Origin of the sequence: Cellulomonas terrae (assembly GCF_007990265.1) — a bacterium.
Lineage (GTDB): Bacteria > Actinomycetota > Actinomycetes > Actinomycetales > Cellulomonadaceae > Cellulomonas > Cellulomonas terrae.
In genome coordinates this window covers 179,863-202,319 of the sequence record NZ_BJWH01000002.1, presented here as the reverse complement: position 1 = coordinate 202,319, position 22,457 = coordinate 179,863, and the positions used below count along the sequence as shown (strand labels likewise).

The window sequence follows — 22,457 nt, the reverse complement described above, 5'->3', positions numbered from 1 at the left end:
CCCAGCCCTTACCCAGCAGGCAACGTGGACCAGGAGGCACCGGTGACGACTTCTCCGGGATCGGGTGGGCTGGTGCCTGCGCCGGTCGAGCTCGGCGGACTCTCGGAGATCCGCGTGCACGGCGTCGGGGGCACCAGCCCGGAGTCGCTCCTCGGTGACGCGACGCCCACCCGGGTCGCGGGCGACCGTGTCGCCGGCTTCTACCGGACCGCGGACGCCGCCGGCCGGCATCGCGAGGCCTACTCGTGGGGCGGCCTGACGTCCCGCAGCCGGATGCGCGCCCTCTGGGCGCTGCTGCTGCCGTCCATGCTCGCGAACATGGCGGGCTGGATGGCCCGCCGCTGGGTGACGGCCGGTGAGGAGGAGATCAGCCGGCCCGCGACCCTGTGGGTGTTCCGGTGGTTCGCGCGCCTCACCGCGCTGGCGCTGACGATCAGCACCGCGGCGATGGTGACGTACCTCGCGCTGGACGTCCTCGCGTACCAGTGGGGCCGCACCGAGCCGCTCCCCGGTCCGGCAGACCAGGCGGCGGGGGTGCCCGGCGAGGTCACCACCTGGTGGACCCAGACCGTCGAGACGTGGACCGCCGTCGAGCGTCCGGGCAACCGCATCGTGCTCGGCGCGCTCGCGGCCGTCCTGGTCGCGCTCGTGTTCGCGGTCCTGGCGCGCCACTCCCGGTCGTCCTACGAGAGCGTCGTCCCGCCGACACCGATCAGCGCCGAGCCCGGCGCCCCCGACGTCACCACGACGACCCCGCCGCCGCCGTCCCTGCGGTGCGCGGCCGCCCTCGACGGCGGCCTGCGGGCGGCCGACTTCTGGGCGGGTCTGGAGTGGCACAAGTTCCTGTCCCGGATCCACCTCACGGCGTGCCTCGGCGTCGTCGCCCTGTTCCTCGGGTGGTCGACGTGGAGCCTCGGGGCCGGCACCGGCGCGGGCGCCTTCGGGCAGGTGGCGACGGTGGCCGCGGGCGCCGCCCTGCTCCTGCTGGTGGGCATGCTCGCCTTCGACGACGCGCAGCCGGACCTCGGCTGGATCGCCCTGACGCTCACCACGGCTGCTCTCGTCCTGGCGGGGACGGCCGCGATGCTGCTGCCGTCGGGCCCCGGTCCCGCGGGGATGCTGCCCGGTGCGCGCTCGGCACTGAACGTCGTCTGGGGTGCGAGCCTCGTCCTGCTGGTCCCGCTCGCCGTGCAGCAGTCCCTCGCGTGGGTCTACCGGCTGTGGCAGACCTCCCGGCTGCGCCGCAAGGACGAGCCGGTGCCTCGGCTGAGCACCTTCCCGTGGGCGGGCCCCTTCGTCATGAACACGATCGCGATGGTCGTCGCGAACACCGTCCTGCTCTCGGCGATCGTCTACGTGGCCGGCGTCGTCGGCACGATCGCGTGGGGCTTCGGCCCGGAGCCCGGCACCGCCGCGGACCCGGGCACCATCTACGTCCCCATGGCGATCGGCTCGCTCGCGTCGATCCTCTCGCTCGGCCTGATCCTGCTGGTGGTGCTGTTCGCGGTCACGTTCGTCGTCGTCCTGCGCCGCCGGACCAAGGCCAACGCGCGCGGGGTCGAGGCGGACCTGCGCAGGCGGTACACCGCCGCGGGGATCCCCGACACCGAGCCGGGCGCGGCCGCCGGGACCGAGGCGGCGTGGTGGCGGTCGGCGTTCGACCCGCCGCTGTTCGGCGTCCGCGGTCGCCAGCGCGCGGGCCGGCCGACGCCGTGGGTGCACAAGGTCACGACCATGCGCTTCGTCGGCGACCACTCCCGAGCCGTCGCGGTCCTGTTCATCGCGCTCACTGTGTGCGCGGTCGTCGGGCTGGTCCTGTTCCTCAACCAGGTGCTGGTCCTGCGCCGCGAGCCGCCGATGTTCTTCGTCGACGTCGGGACCAAGGTCGCCGTCGCGTTCCCCCCGCTGTACGTCCTGGTGCTCACCCTCGCGTGGCGCAACGAGCGCTGGCGGCGCGTCCTCGGGTCGCTCTTCGACGTCGGGACGTTCTTCCCCCGCGCGTTCCACCCGTTCGCCCCGCCGGCCTACGCCGAGCGCGCGGTGCCCGAGCTGACGCGCCGGATCTGGCGCCTGCACGACAACGGCGGTCGCGTCGTGGTGTCCGCCCACTCCCAGGGCAGCGTCATCGCCGCGGCCGCGCTCGGCCGGACGTCGAGCCGTGCGGGGGTGGAGCCCGCGATCGGGCTCGTCACCTTCGGGTCACCCCTCGGCAAGCTCTACCGCTGGGCGTTCCCCGCCCTGTTCAGCGACGGCTTCCTCGCCGGGATCACCGACGCCGGCGCGGGCATCGGGCCCGTGCTGTGGCGCAACATCTACTACGCCACGGACTACATCGGCGGGGACGTGAGCACGGGCACCTCGACGATCAGCGACGCCGTGGACGTCGAGCTCGTCGACCCGCCCACGCACCGGTACGTCGTCGACCAGCCCCTGCCGCGCGTCCTGAGCCACACCGGCTACTGGTACGACGACGCCTTCTGGCGCGAGGTCGACGAGATGTGCACCGTGACCCTGTCCACGGGCGGTCCGCGGCCGGGCTCCGACGTCGACGGTGGCGGGGTGGACCTCGTGCCGCCCGACCCGACGATGTCCGGGAGCTACCGCGCTCAGGCCGTGATGCCGCTCGTCGACGCCACGACGTCGCCGATCTTGCGGGAGAGCGCCTCGTAGAACATCGACAGGGGGAACTCGTCGTCGAGCACCGCGTCGGTGAACCCCTTGGGCGGGCCGTCCAGCGGGAGGTCGCCGCGCGCCCACGCGGACGCCGGGTGCGGTGTCACGGTGCCGGACACGAGCGCGTACGCGGCGAGCCAGTGCGCGGTCTTCGGCCGGTCGATGGACCGCCAGTAGAGCTGCTCGATCTGCTCGGCGAGCGCGATCACGGCGTCGGGCACCTGCGGCCAGTCGATGGTCAGGCGCGAGTCCGTCCAGTGCAGGACGTGGTGCTGGTGCAGCCAGGCGAACAGGAGCTGGCCGCCGAGGCCGTCGTAGTTGCGCACCCGGGTCCCCGTCACCGGGAACCGGAACAGGCGGTCGAACAGGATCGCGTACTGCACGTACCGCGCGTGCGGAACACCCTCGTCCTCCAGCCGCACGGCGGCGCGGAAAGCGGTGAGGTCGCAGCGCAGCTCCTCCAGCGAGTAGAGGAAGAAGGGCATCCGCTGCTTGATCATGAACGGGTCGAACGGCAGGTCGCCGCGCATGTGGGTGCGGTCGTGGACCAGGTCCCACAGGACGAACGTCTCCTCGGCGAGCCGCTGGTCGTCCAGCAGCCGCGCGGCGTCCGGGGGCAGGGCGAGCCGGGTGGTGTCCGCCGCGGCGCGCACGACGCGGCGGAACCGCGCGGCCTCACGGTCGGCGAAGATCGCGCCCCAGGTGAACGTCGGCACCTCACGGACGGCGACGGTCTCCGGGAAGAGCACCGCGGAGTTGGTGTCGTAGCCCGGGGTGAAGTCGAGGAACGTCACCGGGACGAAGAGCGCGTTGCTGAACTGCTCGGCCTCGAGGTGCGCGATGACGTCGGGCCACCGGACCTGCAGCAGGACGGCCTCGACGCGCCGGTCGGTGCTGCCGTTCTGCGTGTACATGGGGAAGAGCACCAGGTGCGGCAGCCCGTCGACGCGCTGGCGCTGCGGGTGGAACGCGACGAGCGAGTCGAGGAAGTCCGGGATGCCGAACCCCGCGTCGGACCAGCGCGTGAGGTCCTTGCCGACGGCCGTCAGGTAGTCCTCGTCGTGCGGGAGCGCCGGCGCGAGCTCGTCGACGGACCGGACGATCGCGTGCACGAGCTCACGGGCGCGCGGGTGCTGCTCGGCGTCGGGTACGGACCCATCCTTGACCTGCAGGCCCTGGAGCTCGGTGACGTCCCGCTTGAGACGGGCCCACGCTGGGTGCGACACGAGCCCGTCGTGCCGGTCGTCGGCGGCGACGGCCGCACTCGGGCGGGCTGCCCAGATCGCGGCGTTGAGGAGGACCTCGGGCGCGGCGTGCACGTCCACGCCGAGCACGAGCAGGCCGCCGTGCTCGTCGCGCACCCCGGCGCCGACCGTGAGGCCGAGCGCCTGGCTGCCGGTGTCGGTGCGCAGGAGCGGCGTCGCGGGTGCGTGGACATCGAGGGTCGCGCGCACCGGGAGCATCGCGTCGGTCGTCCACGCGAGGAGGTCGTCGGCCGTGAGGTCGGCGGGGACGAGACCGCTCGGGGCGGCGGTCGAGGGGTGCGCTGCGATCCCGCGGTCGGTGAGCAGCGCGGTCACCTCCGGGGTGTCCGATCCCGTCGCGAGCACGACCACGCCGGTGCCCGCGACGGGCCCCCCGGGTGTCGTGCCGGGCAGGACGAGGACCAGGTCGGGGTCCTCGTCGGCGGCGACGAAGGTCAGGCCGTGGAGCTCCAGGTGGGCCCGGTGGGTGGGCGGCAGATCACCTGTCGCGTGGACGGTCGGGAACAGCCTCATGCGTGATCTCACCATTCGGACGGCAGCGTTACTGCACGGTACGTTTCGCGCGCCGCCCGGTCAACGACCTCAAGGGCGCAAGAACGTGAGTGCACTCAGCCCCGCGATGAACGCCACCGCCACCCCGACGACCACGAGCGCCACCCGCAGGCCGCGTCGGCTGTCCCCCGTCCAGTGCGCCTCGAGCGTGTCCTTCGAGGTCAGGTACCGCAGCGCCAGCCGGGTGCCCGCGACGGGCGCGACGACGTCGTCGACCGGTGCGGTGATGCCGAGCGCCCGCGGGTCCGCCTGCACCGCGGCAGCCGCGCCGTCGTCGGTCGCGGCGAGCAGGTGGCTCAGGTCCTCGACCGGCGGAGCCGTCTCCGGTCCGGGCGCAGGGGTGACGATCGGGGCGCCGGCGGGCAGGGACAGCCGGCTCGCCGCCGTCAGCGCCGCACCCAGGCACACGGCGTACTTCGGGTGCGCGTCGACGACCACCGGGACGCCCAGCTCGGCCGCGATGAGCTCGGACACCAGCGGGATGCGGCTCGACCCGCCCGTGAGCAGGACCGCGTCCAGGTCGTGCGGCGCGAGCCCCGCGGACTCGATCGTGCGCGCCAGCGTGTCGATCGTGCGCAGCACGTCGATCCGGATGGCCCCCTCCAGCTCGCCTCGGGTCATCCGGATCTCGCGGGTGATCCCCGGCAGGATCACCGGGATCGTCGCCTCCACGTCCTGGGACAACGTCTCCTTGGCCAGCACCGCGGCCTCGCGCACGGCCGCGAGGCCGTGCCGGACGGCGGGCTCGTCCACGTCGAGCGAGGTCCACGCACGGCCGAGGGTCGCCGCCACGTGGTTCATCACGACCTGGTCGACGTCCTGCCCGCCGATGTGCTCGTCTCCCCCGGGCTCGCCGCGCAGCTCGTACCCGTCGGCGGTCTTCTCGACGACTGCCGCGTCGAACGTCCCGCCGCCGAAGTCGTACACGGCGACGACCGCACCCGTCTCCACCCGGCGCAGCGCCGCGTAGTGCACGGCCGCGGCGACCGGCTCCGCGACGAGCCCGACGTCCGTCAGGTGGGCCTCGCCCGCCGCGGCGACCAGGAGGTCCCGGCGCAGCTCACCCCACGCGGCCGGGCACGTCAGCGTCACGTGCGCCGCCGGGCCGCCCTCGCGCGCCGTCACCGTCTCGACCACCCAGCGCAGCAGCGTGCCGGTGAGCACCTCGGGCGCGAAGCTCTCGTCGCCGAGCAGCAGGCCCGTCGGGTCCCCCATCCGGCGCTTGAACCCCCGCCCGAGGCGTTCGGGCTCCAGGACACCCCGTCGCACCGCCGCGTCACCGACCAGGAGCGCACCGTCCGGGCGCAGGAGCACCGCCGACGGGATCGTGTCCGTGCGGTCGCCGAGCGCCACGGTGGCGGCACGGCCGTCGCGCCAGACCGCCGCGGCCGTGTAGGCGGTGCCGATGTCGATCCCGAGCGTGTACGAGCTCATGAGGCTCCCTGCTGCCAGATGCACTGGGCCGCGACCGACCGGAACGTCTCGCACTGAGCCTTCGCGGTGGGCTCGTCCGGCAGACCGTCGGTGAAGACGACCGTGTTCGGGACTCCGTTCGGCCCCTCCAGGAACGCGGCGGAGTCGGCGCTGCTCTTGAGCTGCACGCCCAGTGCACCCGCCGCCTGGAGCGCCGCGACGAGGGCGTCGGCCGCCCCGGCGTTCGCGGTGTCGTCCTGCGGGAAGTTGCCCCACCGCACGTACCAGCCCTGCGGCTCGAACGGCGTCCCCGCCGGACCGGCCGCCGTCGGAGTCGGCTCGGGCGTCGCCGTCGGGGTCACCTCGGCCGACGGGACCGCGACGCACTCCTCCGCGCCGAACGCGCCCGGCACCTCGCCGGCGACCGCGCGCACCTGGAAGCAGTGCTCCGCCTCCGTCAGCCCGTCCCACAGGAACGACGTCTGGTCCGGGTCGTCGACGCCGTTGCTCGACGTCCCGGTGACCCCCTTCGTCCACTCCTGGATCCCGTACCCGGACGCGTACGGGCTGCGGAGCCACACCACCCGGACCCCGCCCGGCACGGCCTCGAGCGACTCGATCTCGACCGGTGGGGGCCTGCCCGTCCGGAGGTCGACCGTCCCGCCCTGCCCCCGCAGCCACAGGTAGCCGAGCACCCCCGCCACCACGAGCAGCAGCGCCAGCACGACCCAGCCCTTGCGGACCACCGCGCGCTGCTCGAACGTGCCGGGCAGCTCCCCGGCACGGTCGGACCTGCTCACCCGGTACGTCACCGTGAACGCGTGCGGCACCGGCTTGCCGAACAGCCTCGGGTTGCGCGCCTGGACCCCGAGGTACGCCGGCACGGTGCGCCCCGCGGGCACCTCGACGACCTGCGGCGCCAGCACGAACCGCAGCAGCTCCGCCGCGTCCGCGACCTCCAGCGACACCGACAGGTCCGTCGTCCCGGTGTTGCGCAGCTCGATGCGGAACCGGCCTGCCCGAGCGCCCTTCGGGCCGTCACCGCGCAGCCGCACGTCCAACCCCTGCACCGGGCTGACGACGACGTCACCCTCGACCACCGCCGCGACGTCGCGGTTCTCCAGCGACACGCACCGCACCCCGAACGGGATCGTGCCGACGGGCGCGGCGGGCGCGGGCGGCGGGCGGAACACGATCTCGACCGTCTGCTCCTCGGACTCCCCCGGGAGGACCGAGACGTGCTGCGGGACCACGGTCGACCACCGCGCCGCCTCGCCGAGGACCTCGACGCGGTACTGCGCGACGATGTCGCCGACGTTGCGGACCGTCACCCGGGTGCGCACCTGGCCGCCGGGGTCGGTGGCGAGCGTGCCCTGGGCAAGGACGAGCACGGGGTCCACGACGGGGCCTCCTCCCGATCGGGCAGCGCACGACGTATCTCCGGGACGGGTCCCGTCTCTACTATCAACGTACGGATTGTCCTAGTTGTGAATACACGACCGTATCGGGGGATGTCGTGGATCGTGAGGTCGAGGACGGGACGTCGGCGGGCAGAGCTGCCTGGTTCGCCGACCGGTTCGACGCGCTGGCATCGAACGTCGAGTCGTTCATCAAGGGCAAGAGCGACGTCGTGCGCATGGCCCTCATCTGCATGCTGGCGGAGGGGCACCTGCTGCTCGAGGACGTCCCGGGCACCGGCAAGACGTCGCTGGCCAAGGCGATGTCGCAGTCGATCGACGGGTCGATGCGCCGCATCCAGTTCACGCCCGACCTGCTGCCCTCGGACGTCACGGGCGTGCAGGTCTACGACTCCGGCAAGCGCGAGTTCGTGTTCCACCCCGGTGCGGTGTTCGCCAACATCGTGCTCGGCGACGAGATCAACCGCGCCTCGCCCAAGACCCAGTCGGCGCTGCTCGAGGTGATGGCCGAGCGCCAGGTCACCATCGACTCGATCCCGTACCTGGTGCCGCGGCCGTTCATCGTGATCGCCACGCAGAACCCCGTCGAGCAGGGCGGCACGTACGACCTGCCCGAGGCGGAGCTGGACCGGTTCATGATGCGCGCCACGCTCGGGTACCCGGACCACGACTCCGAGGTCGCGGTGGTCACCAACATCACCGCGGGCCGCACCACGGACGAGCTCCAGGCCGTCATGAGCACCACGGACCTGCAGCAGATGAACCAGATCGCCTCCTCCGTGCACCTCGCGCCCGCGGTGCTGGCCTACATCGTCACGATCACCGCGTCGACGCGGACCCTCCCCGAGCTGCGGCTCGGCATCAGCCCGCGCGGGACCATCGCCGTGGCCAAGGCCGCCCAGGCGTTCGCCGCCGCCCAGGGCCGCTCGTTCGTCACCGCCGACGACGTCAAGGCCGTCCTGCAGTACGTGCTGCCGCACCGCATGATCCTGCGGCCCGAAGCGGAGCTCCAGGGCCGGACGGCGCGCGAGCTGCTGGAGACGCTCGTCACCTCGGTGCCGGTGCCCCAGGTGCGAGCCGGGGTGTGAGCCGTGATCACCACCTCGGGCAAGGGGGTCGCCGTCGCGGGGGTCCTGCTCCTGCTCGCCGGCTGGTGGCTGGACTACCCGGAGCTGGTCGCCATCGGCCTCGCGTGCGTCCTCGCCCTCGCGATCTCGGCGCTGTGGATGGTCTACCGGCCCTCGCTCGACGCCGTCCGTGAGATCCAGCCACTGCGGGTCCAGGAGGGCGAGCTCGCCCGCGGCGTCGTCACGCTGACCAACACCGCACGCCGGCGCAGCCCGCCCGTCCTCGCGCTCGAACGGTTCGGGTCACGGACGATCACGCTGCCGCTGCCCAGCCTCGCGCCCGGCGCGTCGCACGCCTCGACCTACCCGCTGCCCACCGACCGCCGCGGGGTGTTCCCCGTCGGCCCGCTGTCGATCGGGCACACCGACCCGCTGCGGCTCATGCGCATCGCGCACGACTACGCCTCGACGGGGGCGCTCACGGTCTACCCGCTGCTCCATGCGGTCGCCGTCCTGCCCAGCGGACGGTCGCAGGACTCCGAGGGTCCGACGTCGTCGAGCGCGCCCCGCGGCGGGATCGCGTTCCACAGCCTGCGCGAGTACGAGCCGGGCGACGACCACCGCCTCATCCACGCCAAGGCGAGCGCCCGCACGGGCACCCTCATGGTCCGGCACAACGTCGTGCCCCAGGAGCCTCGGCTGATGATCGTGCTCGACACGTCGGCCGAGCCGTACGACGCACAGAGCTTCGAGGAGGCGGTCCGCGTCGCGGCGTCGCTCGCCGTCGCCGCGGTCGACGGGCGCTTCCCGCTGGCCCTGCACACGACGGGTGGCGCGGCGGTCGTGGTCGACCGGACCCGCGACCGCAGCGAGGTGCTCGACCTGCTCGCCCGCGTCGAACCCTCCGCCGACGACCCCGGTCTGGCCGCGCTGCTGCGGCTGACGCCGCGTGAGGAGGGCGTCTCGCTCGGCGTCGTCACCGGGCAGCCGTCCCCCGAGCAGCGCGCCGCCGTCTCCCGGGCGCGACCTCGCTTCCAGATGGTCTCCGTGGCCCAGCTGGGCGAACGGTTCGGGCGACGGGCCGCACCGCTCGAGGGGGCGCTCGTGGTGAACGTCGCCACGAGCGCGGACTTCGCCGAGGCGTGGAACTCACAGATCAGGGGTTGACGTGGTGGACAGGGGGCGGTGGCGCGCGACGGTGGGGGTGGTCCTCGAGCTCGTGCTGGCCGCGGTGGGCGTCGGCGTGGCGTGCCTCGCGTTCGGACCGTACTTCGCGGGGCCGTCCTGGCTGCCGGTGACCCTCGGTGCGGTCCTGGCCGGGGTGGGTCTCGCCGTCGCGGGGGCGGTGTGGCACTGGCCGGCGTGGCTGCTCGCCCCGGTGGGGCTGGTGGGGCTGTTCCTGTACGCGCTGCTCGCGCTCGACCCCTGGCCGCCGTCGCCCGCGACCACCGCGCAGGACCTGCTCTCCGGCTGGGACCGGATGCTCACGGTCGCGCTGCCGGCCGACCCGGGTCCCGAGGTCGTCGCGCTCCCGGTCGCCGCCGGGTTCGTCGCCGCCTACGTCGTCGGGCTGCTCGTCCTGCGGACGTCCGCCGTGGTCGCCCTCTGCCTGCCCGCGCTCGGCGTCCTGGTCCTCGCGCTCGCCGTGACCGCCGCACGTGACGTCACGCAGCTGCCCGTGACCGTCGGCGTCCTGGCCTGCCTCGCGGCCCTCGTGCTCGTGCGGGCCAACCGCCCCGACCCCGCAGCCGTCGTGAGCCAGGCGGTCGCGGCCGAGCACGCGCGCGACGACGCGCTCGACAAGGCCGTCGGCTCGGACGCGGTCGCCGCCCGCCGGACGTCCGCGGTCGGGCGCGTGCTCCTCGGGCTGCCGGGTGTCGCGTTCGTCATCGCGCTCGCTGCCGCCGGAGCGCTGCTGCTGCCGATCGCCGACGGGACCGACCGGGCCGACCCGCGCGACTCCCACGAGGCCGACGTGCAGGTCACCGCCGGCCTCTCCCCGCTGGTCGAGCTCAAGCCGCAGCTCGTCGGGCCGCCGACGCCGCTCTACCGCGTGACCGTCGAGGGGTCCAGCAACGCCCCCGTGAACCGGATCCGGCTGGCCGCGCTGGACACGTTCGACGGCGCCCTGTGGAGCCAGTCCGGCACGTTCGTCCTGGCCGGGAGCCAGCTCCCGCACGCGGATCCCCCGTCCGCGGGGAGCGACGTGGTGACGCTGGAGGTCGAGGTCCTCACGGCACGCAGCCCCTACCTGCCGGTCGTCGGGCAGCCCCTGACGCTGGAGGGCACGACGGCGGCGATCGAGGAGGACTCGGGCTCCCTGGTCCGGGCGACGTCGGACGACCCCGTGGCCGGACCCGTCTCCTACACGCTGACGGCGCGGATCGCGCGGGAGGCCGACATCGACACCGCGGGCCTGGCCGAGGCCGCCGAACGACTCACGGCCCTCCCCGACGTACCGTCCTGGGTGTCCGACGAGGCGACCAAGGCGAAGGCCGACTGGGAGACGCCGTGGACGCAGCTGTCCGAGCTGCAGAACTACCTCGAGGCCCGTCCCTACGCCGCCGACGCGCGACCCGGCCACTCCTACGGCGCGGTGAAGCGGATGCTCGTGGGCGACGCGACGGAGCCCGGCAACGCCGAGCAGCACGCGTCGGCGTTCGCGATCCTCGCCCGGTCCCTGGGCTACCCCACGCGCGTCGCCGTCGGCTACCTGCTCACCGACGCCGCCCGCTCCGGGAACACGTACACGGTCACGGCCACGGACGTGCACGCGTGGCCCGAGGTGCTGCTGGACGGGTACGGCTGGGTCGCCTTCGAGCCGACCGACACCGGTAACCTCGCCGGCCCGCAGCCGCCGCGCGACCCGGAGGCCGCGGTCCTGCCCTCCGACGCAGCGGCCGCGCAGCCGGCCCAGCCGGACGCCACCGCCACCGACCAGGCGGGCGAGCAGGGCGGCGGGGCGCTCGCGACGGTCGCGCGGGGGTCCGCCTACGCCGTCGTCGGGCTCGTCCTGCTGGCGCTGCTGCTCCTCGTCGTCATCCTGGTGGCCAAGCGCGTGCGTCGCTCCCGGCGGCGGCACGGCGGGGACGCGGCCGCGCAGGTGGCGGGAGCCTGGCGCGAGACCACGGACCGGCTGCGGGAGATCGGGGTGCCCACCCCGCCCACGTGGACGCCGATCGAGGTCGCGCACCGGGCTGCGGCCGACGACCAGGTCAGCGGAGGCACGGACCTGCTCGCCCTCGCGCGCCTCGCGACCGCGGCGGTCTACGCCCCGGCACCGCCGTCCAGCGGTGTCGCGCGGCAGGCGTGGGAGCTCGAGGAGTCGGTCCGGCAGGCGCTCGCCGCCGGCCTGCCGCCGGCCGTGCGCTGGCGAGCGGCCGTGGACCCGCGCCCGCTGCTCGACCCGACGAACCGCTGGGTGCGCCGGTCCGCACCCCCCGAGAGCGCGATCGTGCAGACCCTGTCGCCGAGGCCGGCGGAGGAGCTGGTCGGCGCGGCGGGCGGCTCGCGTCAGGAGTGACCGTGCTGCGCGACTCCCCCACGACCCGTCGCCGTCATCGCCGCCGTCCGGCGGTCGGCGGCGTCGTCGCGTGCGCACTGGTCGCGGCGCCGTTGGCCCTCGCCGCCCAGCTCGGCGCGGACGCACCCGCATCACGTCAGGAGCAGGTCGGCGGGCGTGCGTGGGTGGCCTCGCCGGAGCAGGGCACGGTGTCGCTCATCGACGGGGCGTCGCACGAGGTCGTCGCCACGGTCGTCGCGCCGGGAGCGCTGGCGGGCGACGACCTCGCCGTGACGCAGGCCGGGTCGTCGGCGTACGTCGTCGACCGGACCCTCGGTACGGCGTTCCGGGTCGACGGCGCCACGTTCGACGTCGGCGAGCCGGCGGCCGTGGCCGCACCCGGCGGCCGGCCGCAGGTGCTCGAGGGCGGCGGCGCCGTGTACCTGGTCGACCCGGTGCGCCGCACCGCCACCCACGCGGACCCCGAGACGCTGGAGCCGCGGCTCGAGCTCTCGCTCGCCGCCGAGCCCGGTGAGGGGCAGTCCGTCGTCGACTCCGACGGACGGCTGTGGGTCGTCGACGCGACCACGGGCTCGCTGACCTGGTTCGACGACGCCAAGCACGTGATCGACGGGCTCGCCACGACGGAGTCCCGGCTGGTGCTCGTCGAGGGACGCGCGGTCCTCGTCGACGTGACCGCGGGGCGTGCCGTCGAGCTGGGGCCGGACGGTCAGGAGGGCGGCTGGTCCTGCACCGGGCTGCCGCCCGGCTCCGCGGCGCGTCTGCTCGGGTCGCTGACCAGCGGGCACGTGTACGCCGCCGTGCCCGACGACGGGACGTTCGTCATCTCGGCGCTCGACCGCGACGACTGCAGCACCGCCGTGCCGCTCGCCGAACCCGGGACGGCCGACTTCGGACCCCTCGCCCAGGACGGGCGCTACGTGTTCGTGCCGGACCGGACGACGGGCCACACGTTCGTCGTCGACACGGTCCGGGGCGAGCAGGCGGCGGACGTCCCGCTCACCCGCCCCGGGAACCGGGTCGAGCTCACGACGAAGGACGGCATCGTGTTCTACAACGACCTCGACTCCGAGGTCGCGGGCGTGCTGACCCTCGACGAGGGGGCCTGGACGGGCACCCCGGTCGAGAAGTACGACGCCGCGACCGACGAGGGCGTCGCCGTCGTGGGCGGCGGGGACGACGCCACCGGCGCGTCCGGTGCCGGCACCACCGCCGAGGCGGCGACGTTCGCACCGGTCCGCGACGGCAGGACGGCACCCGATGCCCCGACGAGCTCCGTGAGCGGCGGGCCCACGATCACCCGGGTCGACGTCCGGCCGGACCCGGCGGTCCTCGGCAGCCCCGTCACGCTCACGCCCCTGGTCCGCGGGGCTGCCGGTGCGCGCTGGGAGTGGAGCGTCACCGGGCCGGACGGCACGGTCGTCTGGTCCTCGCAGGAGGCGGGTGCGCCCACGGTCACGCTCCGGGGCGTGGAACCCTCGACGTACGAGCTGACGCTCGTCGTGACCGACGCCGACGGCCGCCGGTCGACGCTCTCGCGCCCCCTGGACGCCGTGCTCGTGCCCACCCCGCGCATCGCCAGCTTCAGCATCGACAACCCGACACCGGGCCTCGGTGAGGTGACCAACATCAGTGCCGACGAGTCCGGCCTCTCGGGCGCGGACGCGACGTGGCAGTGGGAGGTGTCCCTCGACGGGATCCCGCTGCCGTTCCCGGGGCAGCCCGCGCCGGGCGCTCCCCTGCCCCTGCAGTTCCCGTTCGAGGGCGTCTACACCGTCGCTCTCACCATCACGCGCGGGGAGCTGTCCGACACGGCGTCGGTCCCGGTCACCTACGCCGACCAGTGCGTCCCTGCCCTGGCGAACCGCCGGTTCGTCGACCTGCGCGAGGACGGCACCGCCACGGTGGACATCACCGCCGACGACTGCTTCGTCGACGCGACGGTCGCGCTCGAGCTCCCGCCCTGGCTGTCGTCCTCCACGCCGACCGTCGACGTGACCGCCGGGCCGACCGAGGTCGTCGAGGACCGGTTCCGCAGCGCCGACGCGACGCCGGTGCCGGTGGACCTGAGCGTCGTGGGCTCGCCGCCGTCCGACGGTGTGCTGCCGGGTGCGATGACCCTCGTCCTGGGGGACGTGCGCGTACCGGTCGACGTGCGCGTGAACCTGCCTCCCGCCTGGACCGCCGACCCGACGTGCACCGCGCCCGACGCGGCCTCGGGCGACCGCCCCCGCTTCCGGGCCGAGCTCGCGGACGCCGACGCGGGAGCCCTCGACGTCCGGCTGACGCTCGACGGGGTCCCCGGCGGGCCGGACGGCGGGTACCGGATGCTGCCGGGGCCGTCGGGTCGCGGGGTGTACGAGCTCACCGGTCCCGAGCAGATGCCGCTCGGGGACGCGACGACCTTCTCGGTGCGCGCCACCGACCGGTTCGGGTCCGTGTCCGAGGTCCGCACCGTCCCGGTCGGGGGGTGCGCCGCATGAGCCCCACCCTGGCGTCCCGGTTCCGGGCGGTCACGCGCAGCCGGAACGTGGCGCCCACGCTGGTCACGGTGCTGGTGGCCGCGCCGCTCGTCGCCGCCGTCGTGATGGGCGAGGGCAACCCGATCGACCGGCTCGCGCAGTCCAGCGGGAGCGCGTGGGTGGCGTCGCTGGGCGCCGGGACCGTCACGCTCATCGACGGGCCGTCCGAGGAGGTCGTGGACACCCTGCCGGCACCGGGCGCCGCCGCGGGTGACGTGCTCTCGGTCGTGCAGCGCGAGGCCTCGGCCCTGGTCTCCAACCAGACCCGCGGCACGCTCGCACGCGTGGACGGTGCGACGTACGCCGCCGGCACTCCGGTTCTCGTAGCCGACCCCGGGTCCCCCGTCACCGTGCTCCAGGGCGGCGACCAGGCCTACGTCGTGGACCCTGTGCGCCGCACGACGGCGGTCCTCGACGCGGACGCCCTGACCCTGACCGCGACGATCTCCCTGGCCAGCACCCCCGGCACCGGGCAGTCCGCCGTGGACGACGACGGCCGGCTGTGGGTCGTCGACAGCGAGGGCACCGGCCTGGCGTCCTTCCGCGGCGACGACCAGGTCGTCCGGGCACCCGCCGACGCCCGGGCGCAGGTGATCCTGGTGCAGGGCAGGGCGGTGCTCGCCGACCTCGCGCACGGACAGCTGGGCACGCTGGGCGGCGACGGGCAGGTGGACCGCTGGTCCTGCCTGGACGTGCGCCCCGACGACACCGTGCAGCTCCTCGGCTCGGCCACCGCCGACCGCGTCTACGCCGCCGTCGCGCAGACCGGCAACGTCGTCGTCGCGCGTCTCGACACCGGCGACTGCCAGGGCGTCGTGCGCGTCGCCGAGGAGGCCGGGCACGACTTCGGCCCGATGGTGCAGAGCGACCGCTACCTGTTCGTGCCGGACCGCACCACCGGGCGCACGACGATCATCGACACCGCCGACTCCACCATCGCCGACTCGTTCGCCCTGACGCCGCCCGGGAACCGTCTCGAGCTCGCCAGCAAGGACGGGATCGTCTTCTTCAACGACCTCGACTCAGAGACCGCGGGCGTCCTCACCTTCGACGGGGAGGCCTGGACACAGGGCGATGCGCTGCAGAAGTACGCACCGGCGGGAGCGTCGTCCCAGCAGGTCGCCGTCCCGCAGGACCAGCAGGTCGCCGTCCCGCAGGACCAGCAGGCCGCTCCCGCGGGTCCCGCTCCCGGGGAGGTCGCGCCCGCGCCCGGGCCGACCAGCGGGCCGGCCCCGTCGACACCGCCGCCGGACGGCCCGAAGCCCCCCGTCGCGGCCGTACCGGCACCGCGCGCGAGCGAGTCCCCCGGACCCGGCAGCAGCACCCCGGCCCCCGGCCCGTCACCGTCGGACGTCCCGGCGGCCCCGCCGTCGGTCACGTCGCTGACCGCGTCGCCCGCGCAGGTCCAGGCAGGCGAACCGGCCACCTTCGAGGCGACCGTCTCGGGCGAGGTCACGGCGTGGAGCTGGCGCATCGCCACGAGCGGCGGCACCGAGCTGGCCACCGCGACGAGCCCCTTCTCGACGGGCTTCACGTTCCCGGTGGACGGGGACCCGAACGTGGTCGTCACCGTGACGGTGTCGGGCCCGGGCGGCTCGTCCGCGCCCCGCCAGCTGGCACTCACGGTGGCCGGCCCACCCGTCGCCACGCTCACGGTGACGGTCGCCGGGGGCGGGACCGTCGACGTGGACGGTGCGCCGTGCGACGGTGTCTGCACGTTCGACCTGACCCCCGGGACGACCGCGGGTCTGTCGATCCCCAGCCGGCAGTTCCCCGCCGTGTTCGACGGGTGGGGCGGAGCGTGCTCCGGGACGGGCGGCTGCGACGTCGTCGTCTCGGAGGACACAGCGGTCACGGCGGCGTTCCACCAGGCCCCCGTCGAGCCTGAGGACTGCCTGTCCACCGACCGGGCGAACCTCACGATCGTGGACGAGGGCGGTGGCTCCTGGCTGCTGACGGACGGGACGTCCCGCATGTTCATCCTCGACTCCCAGGAGGACGCGCAGAACGCGCTGATCGTCGCGCAGCACTACGCGTCCCGGTGCTTCATCGGACGACCCGACCCCGAGATGATGTACTGGAACGGCCCGAACGCGGGCGAGCCCGTGCTGAGCCGGACCGACTGCATCTCGCACGATCCGTCGTCGGCCGAGATCGTGCGCGACGTGTGGCGGCTCGTCGCCGGGAACTCGCTGCTGGCCACCTTCGAGAACGAGGCCGACGCGGGCCGGGGGCTCACGGTCGCGAGCTCGTTCTCCCGGATGTGCTTCGTCGGCCGCGTCTCACCGCCGGGTGAGATCACCTACTTCCTGCCATGAGCCGCTCGTGGCGTCGGCTGCGGCCGCCCGCCCGGGCGGGCACCGCCGCGGTGCTCGCAGCCGTCGTCGCCGTCCCCCTCGTGGTCGCCGCGGTCGCCGGGCGCGGGCACCCCGTCGAGTCCTTGCTGCAGAGCAGCGGCAGCGCCTGGGTGGTCTCCCCGGCCGAGGGGCTGCTGTCGCTCCTCGACGGGCCGTCCGAGGAGGTGATGGCCTCGGTCCGGCTCCCCTCGGTCGGGGGCCCCTACCGCGTGGAGCAGGCCGGCTCGTCCGCGTACGTCGCCGACGCGGCCGCGGGGACGGTCACGCGCGTCGACGGGGCGACCGGTGAGCTGTCCGACCTCGTGCAGTTCGCGGAGCCGGGCTCCGACGTCTCGGTCCTGCACGGTGGCGGCACGGTGTTCGTGCTGGACCCGGTCGGACGCGCCGCGACGAGGATCGACCCCGAGACGCTGCAGGTCCGCGCGACGCTCTCGACCGCCGCGACGCCCGGTCCCGACCAGTCCGTCGTGGACGACGCCGGTCGGCTGTGGCTGGTCGACGCCGACGGCGGCGGGCTGACCTGGTTCGACACCGAGAAGCACGTCGCCCTCGACGCCGCCGACGCCCGGACACGCCTCGTCGTCGTGCAGGGCCGACCGGTGCTCGTCGACCTCGCCGCCGCCCGGATCCGCGCCCTCGACGACCGGGGCCGGCCGGGCGCGGAGTCCTGCCTGGACGTGCGCCTCGACGACACGCTGCACCTCCTCGGCTCGCAGACCGACGCCGAGGTCTTCGCCGCGGTCTCCCAGACGGGCAACGTCCTCGTCGCGAGGGTGGGGCGCGACGACTGCGACCGCGTGATCCCCGTGTCCAGCGCAGCCCAGCCCGACTTCGGCCCGCTGGCGCAGTCGGGACGGTTCGTGTTCGTGCCCGACCGGGCGACCGGCACGACCACCGTCATCGACACCCGCACCGACACGGTGGCCGCGACGTTCACCCTCGCCGAGCCGGGACACCAGGTCGAGCTCGTCGCCGAGGACGGCCTCGTGTTCTACAACGACCTCGACGGTGCCACGGCCGGCGTCCTGACCCTCGACGGCGACGCGTGGCGGCAGTCCGAGGCGCTCTCCAAGTACGACCCCAGCACGGGTGAGCCCTCGACCGTCATCACCCCCGACGACGCACCGGACGCCCCCGTCGCCGGACCGGCACCGGCCGCACCGCAGCCCGCACCGGCCGCGACCGACGCGCCCGCCCCGCCGACGACCGCCTCGCCGCCCCCGGCCCGGGGCGCACCCCAGGCGTCGACCGCCCCGAGCACCGCGGACCCGTCGCCGCCTCCACCCGACCCGGACCTGCCGCCGGTCATCAGCTCGTTGTCGGTCGAGCCGAACCCGCCGACGCTCGGCGCCTCCGCGACGTTCGGCGCCGCGGTGTCCAACGTCGAGGACGCCACCTGGTCGTGGACGCTGTCCGAGTCCGCGGGGCCTGTCGTGACCACCTCGTCGTCCGTGGGCGGCTTCACCACGACACTTCCGAGCGCCGGCAGCGTCAACCTGCTGCTGTCGCTCACGATCACCGGTCCTGGCGGCACCGCGAGCGCACCCCCGCTGGCGTTCACCGCGGTCGACCCCGACGCGGTCGCGATCACCTCCGTCACGGCCGACGCACCGTCGTACACGCCGGGCAGCGTCGCCACCGTGACCGCTGCGCTCTCGGGCGGCTCACCCGGAACCACGTGGGCATGGACGGCGACCAAGGACGGGGCCGCCGTCGCCGTCCCCGGGGCGTCCGGGGTCGGGTCGGTCGCCGTCCCCGTCGGCTCGGCGGGCACGTGGACGGTGACGGTCGAGGTGACCAGCGGGGCACGGTCGGCGTCCGGCTCGGTCAGCTTCGTCGTCGGGTTCCCGTGCAACGCGGGCAGCGTGACGGCCGGACCGCTCGACCTGCTGTCCGGGCCGCGCGCGGTCGTCTTCACCGTCCCCTCCGGATGCGTCGGCGAGAGCCACGTCGACCTGGACACGGCGCCCTGGCTCTCCGCCTCGCCCGCCTCCCTCAGCCTCTCCGCGGGACAGACCGCCGAGGTGCTGATCTCGGTGGTCGGGCAGCCGGCGGTCGACGGGCTGAACGCCGGCGCCGTGTACGCGTTCCTCGACGGGGGCAGCGGACCGGGCTGGGACGTGCTCGCCAACCGGGCACCCGTCCTGGGTGCGACCTCGTGCCACGTGATCGCCACCTGGGGCCCCGCGTTCTTCGCCGCCTTCGACGACGCGGACGGCGACAGCCTGGTCGTGACGCTCACGATCAACGGAGCGACCTACGACGCCGGCATCATCTCGCCCGGCACCTGGCGGGAGGTCGTCGACTTCGCCAACCTCGGGACGGCGACCACCTGGGTGTACGTGGCCAGGGACTCGAGCGGTGCCACGACGACGTTCAACGGCGTGAACGCCGGGTGCTGGTAGTCAGCCGAGGAACCCCTCGCAGGTGCGCCGCACCAGCTCCGCCGCGCGCCGCAGGTCGGGTGTCGCGAGCGGGCTGGACCCGCGGCGCTGCCACCGTCGCAGCGCCTCGACCGCGGCGAGGCGCACGTCGGCGTCCGTCGTGTCGGGCTCCAACCCCAGCCGCTCCCGCACGGACGACCCCTCGACGCCCAGCAGCCGTTCGGCGTCCAGGAGCGCGTCGTCGTCACCCAGGTCCAGCTCGCCCGTGCGCAGGTCGCCCAGCAGCCGCAGCTCGGTGAGCTCGTGCGCGCCCGCGAGCACACCCTCGATGCGCCGCCGCAGCGCCCCCGACTCCGGCACCGGCCGTTCCGTCAGAGCCGTCTCGACCGTGCGCACAGCGTGCTGCGCCTTCAGCACGTCCGCGCGACCCATGAACCGCTCCAGGAGCAGCGCCCGGACGTCCTCCAGGCCGCTGAGCCGGCGCAGCGCCGCCGCGAGGGCACCGGCGTCCGGCGCGGAGCCCAGGCGGACCAGGCTCACGCAGAGCCGCACCCCGAACAGGCCGAGCACCTCGAGCAGCTCGGCGCGGACCTCCCGCGCCGGGCCCAGCTCGGGCCGTGCGTCGAGGAAGCGGTCGGCGGACAGGAGCAGTGACGTGGGAGCGTCGGCCAGCGCGACGACCGCGGCGTGCTGCCGTTCCTGCAGCCCGGTCGACGCGAGCGCGAGCAGCCCCGACACGGACACCACCGTCTGCACGAGCGTCCGGACCCGTGCGTCCGCGGCGTACTGCGCGGCGATCCGGCCCGCGACCTCGAGCGAGTCCTCGCGGCCGCCGGCGATCTCGTCGGCGCGCGAGAGGATGCCGACCGCGTTGACGGGGGACGTGCCGGCGTCGTGCTCGTCGGACATCGAGCGCAGGAAGCCGACGTCCGCGGTGTGCAGGTGCCGCATCAGGTAGAGGACCGCGTCGGCGCCTGGTGCGGAGTCCACGAGGAACGCCTCGGTGCGCGCGGAGACCTCGGCCCGCGCGGAGCCGATCCCGGGGGTGTCGATGAGGGTCAGCCGTTCGAGCCTGCCGTTCGGGGTCTCGACGACGAGCTGGGCGACCTGGTCCACGGACAGCGCACCGAGCTCGATCCTGGTCTGCCCGCGGGCACGCACGAACGGCACCTGCACGGGCTCCGCACCGAACGGGTACGCCCAGGCACGGGTGGCGGGCCCGTTGACGTAGCTGGTCACGATGCGCGTGCACTCGGTCGCGTCGGTGGCCGCGAGCCGTTCGCCGACGAGCGCGTTGAGCAGGGTGGACTTGCCGGCCTTGACGCGTCCCGCGAACGCGACGCGCAACGGCCCGTCAAGACGGTCGAGGACGTCCTGCAGCTGGTCGGCCTCGGGCAGTCCTCGGTACGCGTCGCGGGCGTCGGCGAGCAGGGCCCGCACCGCCGTGGACGTGCTCACGCCGCCACCGGGAGCAGTCCGGTGAGCAGGGCGCCCACCTCCCGCTGCAGGCCGCGCAGCGCGTCCAGCTCGGAGTCCAGGGCGGCGCGTCGGGTGGCGCGGGCCTCGTCGTCCCCGGTCAGCGACGTGGACAGCGACTCGGCGGACCGCGTGGCGGTGGTGAACAGCTCGCTCGCCCGGGCGGAGAACGTCTCGCGCAGGCGGCGCTGCAGCCGGCGGACGGCGTCACGGGTGTCCTTGCGGGCAGCGGTGTCGACCTCCTCGAGGTACCCGGCGACAGCGCGGTCGGTGTCGGCGCGCAACGCCCGCAGCTGGGCCTTCTGAGCGCTCTGCCAGGACTTGCCCGCCAAGACGGTCGACAGGACGAGCGCCGCGGGCAGGACGACGGGGAACGCGAGGCCGAGCACGAGTCCCGCGGCGTGCGAGATCATGGCGCCCGCCGACCCGCCGCGCAGCGCGACCAGACCCATGTCGAGCCGGGACGCGGACGCCGACCCGGTGGGGGCGAACGCGATGTCACGCGCCGGGGCCGGCTCGTCACCGCCGAGGTCCAGGCCGCGCCGCAGCTCCGCGGCGGCCGAGCCGAACTGCTCGGCGACGGCGTCCGCCACCTGGTCGGCGTGCGAGCGCACGACGCTCTGGTGGTCGAGCAGCAGCTCGGTGGTGCGCTGCTGCAACCACGGCCCGAGATCCGCCGCCAGCCGCGCAGGGGGCATCTGGGCGATCCGCTCCGACGCCTCCCGCCGCAGGGCCCGGATGCGCACGGTGAGGTCCAGCTCGACCTCCGCCCCGAGGTCGGCCATCCGGTCGAACAGCACCTGCTGCCAGCGCGAGCCTGCCGTCCGCAGGTCGGCCGCCTGCTCGCGCGCACGCGCCCAGGCCTGGCGCTGCTCCTGGGCGGCCGGGTCGGCATCGAGCGCGCGCCGCTGGGCGGTGAGCTCGGCGACGAGCTGGCCGACGACGCTGGCCCCCACCGCCGCCGCAGACGCACCCCCGGACCCGGCGACGCGGGCGTGCTCGGCGGCGAGCCGAGCGGTGAGCTGCGGGTACCCGGACTCGAGCAGCAGGTCCCGGTCCCCCTCGCGCAGGCCGTGGTGCCGCAGCGGCGCGGACAGCGGGAAGAGGTCGATGTCGAGGCCGGCGGCGCGCAGGTGGTCCGCGTCCGCCGCGACGATCCGGCGCCACTGCGGGTAGAGGTCGACACGGGTCACCGCTCCGAGCACCACGGGGCACAGCGCGGCGGCCTGGGTGAGGAACTCGATCTCGGCAGCGCCGAGCTCCGCCCCGGCGTCGGTCACGAAGACGAGGACGTCGGCCACGGCCAGGGCGCGCAGGGCGATGCCGGCGTGCGTGGAGGCGAGCCCGCCGCTGATGCCGGGCGTGTCGACCAGCACGAGGCCGTCCGCGAGGAGCTCGCGCGGGAGGAGGATCTCCAGCGCGCGCGCCGACGGCCCGGCGTGACCGGTGGCGACGGTGTCGAGCTCGGCTGCCGTGACTGCCGCACCCCGGGACGACCCCGGGCTCTCCTCGTCGAGCACGTGCGCCTCCAGGCGCTCGCCGTACCGCACGTACGTCGGGATCGCGGTGGCGACGTCCGCGTCGGTCGCGCACACCCGCGCACCGAGCAACGCGTTGACGAGCGAGCTCTTGCCCTTCTTGAACTCCCCGCAGACGACGACCCGGCAGGCGGGGTCCGCCAGGCGCGCCTGCGCCACCTCGACCCGCGCCCGCAGGTCGGGGCGGTCGTGCCGCTGCGCAGCCCGGGCGATCGCCTCGAGCACGTGCCCCACGTCGCCCCCCATGTCCGCATTGTCCCTGCCCAGCG

The 22,457-nt window shown here is 74.7% G+C and carries 12 protein-coding genes; 7 read left to right on the top strand and 5 right to left on the bottom strand.

Features of this window, described 5'->3' with window-relative positions; translation table 11 throughout:
• The first annotated feature begins 42 nt into the window (after positions 1-42).
• On the top strand, positions 43-2,670 hold the full coding sequence (locus tag CTE05_RS03050; protein WP_146844639.1) for a hypothetical protein: 2,628 nt from the start codon (positions 43-45) through the stop codon (positions 2,668-2,670).
• Here CTE05_RS03050 and CTE05_RS03045 read toward each other — a convergent pair.
• The 3 genes from CTE05_RS03045 to CTE05_RS03035 form a co-directional block, all read right to left on the bottom strand.
• On the bottom strand, positions 2,607-3,956 hold the full coding sequence (locus CTE05_RS03045; protein WP_371863345.1) for a DUF6421 family protein: 1,350 nt from the start codon (positions 3,954-3,956) through the stop codon (positions 2,607-2,609). The two genes, CTE05_RS03050 and CTE05_RS03045, sit on opposite strands and share 64 nt — an antisense overlap.
• Positions 3,957-4,520: 564 nt before the next feature.
• A complete protein-coding gene (locus CTE05_RS03040; protein ID WP_146844638.1) occupies positions 4,521-5,924 on the bottom strand; it encodes an Hsp70 family protein in 1,404 nt (467 codons plus the stop codon).
• Positions 5,921-7,303 (bottom strand): COG1470 family protein, encoded by a 1,383-nt coding sequence (locus CTE05_RS03035; protein ID WP_146844637.1) that lies wholly within the window; start codon positions 7,301-7,303, stop codon positions 5,921-5,923. Before CTE05_RS03035 ends, CTE05_RS03040 begins: the two co-directional genes overlap by 4 nt.
• A 116-nt stretch (positions 7,304-7,419) precedes the next feature.
• On the opposite strand from CTE05_RS03035, the gene CTE05_RS03030 reads away from it, so the two are divergent.
• The 6 genes from CTE05_RS03030 to CTE05_RS03005 are packed head-to-tail and all read left to right on the top strand — an operon-like array spanning position 7,420 to position 19,195.
• A complete protein-coding gene (locus CTE05_RS03030) occupies positions 7,420-8,409 on the top strand; it encodes an AAA family ATPase (RefSeq protein WP_222595398.1) in 990 nt (329 codons plus the stop codon).
• A 3-nt stretch (positions 8,410-8,412) separates the two neighbouring features.
• Positions 8,413-9,555 (top strand): DUF58 domain-containing protein, encoded by a 1,143-nt coding sequence (locus tag CTE05_RS03025; protein WP_146844636.1) that lies wholly within the window; start codon positions 8,413-8,415, stop codon positions 9,553-9,555.
• 4 nt (positions 9,556-9,559) lie between these two features.
• Positions 9,560-11,911: a transglutaminase TgpA family protein gene (locus tag CTE05_RS03020; protein ID WP_146844635.1), complete on the top strand. Its 2,352-nt coding sequence runs from the start codon at positions 9,560-9,562 to the stop codon at positions 11,909-11,911.
• A gap of 2 nt (positions 11,912-11,913) precedes the next feature.
• On the top strand, positions 11,914-14,394 hold the full coding sequence (locus CTE05_RS03015) for a PKD domain-containing protein (protein ID WP_146844634.1): 2,481 nt from the start codon (positions 11,914-11,916) through the stop codon (positions 14,392-14,394).
• Positions 14,391-16,751, top strand: coding sequence for an NHL repeat-containing protein (locus CTE05_RS03010; RefSeq protein ID WP_146844633.1), 2,361 nt, complete (start codon positions 14,391-14,393; stop codon positions 16,749-16,751). The genes CTE05_RS03015 and CTE05_RS03010 overlap by 4 nt, the downstream gene beginning before the upstream one ends.
• Positions 16,748-19,195 carry a hypothetical protein gene (locus CTE05_RS03005; RefSeq protein ID WP_146844632.1) on the top strand — a complete coding sequence of 816 codons (2,448 nt, stop codon included), beginning with the start codon at positions 16,748-16,750 and terminating at the stop codon, positions 19,193-19,195. The genes CTE05_RS03010 and CTE05_RS03005 overlap by 4 nt, the downstream gene beginning before the upstream one ends.
• Here CTE05_RS03005 and CTE05_RS03000 read toward each other — a convergent pair whose 3' ends face one another.
• Together CTE05_RS03000 and CTE05_RS02995 are read right to left on the bottom strand one after the other, a co-directional pair.
• Complete coding sequence (locus CTE05_RS03000) at positions 19,196-20,632, bottom strand: dynamin family protein (RefSeq protein ID WP_146844631.1); 1,437 nt, start codon at positions 20,630-20,632, stop codon at positions 19,196-19,198.
• A complete protein-coding gene (locus CTE05_RS02995) occupies positions 20,629-22,434 on the bottom strand; it encodes a dynamin family protein (RefSeq protein WP_146844630.1) in 1,806 nt (601 codons plus the stop codon). Before CTE05_RS02995 ends, CTE05_RS03000 begins: the two co-directional genes overlap by 4 nt.
• Between the last annotated feature and the right edge of the window lie 23 nt (positions 22,435-22,457).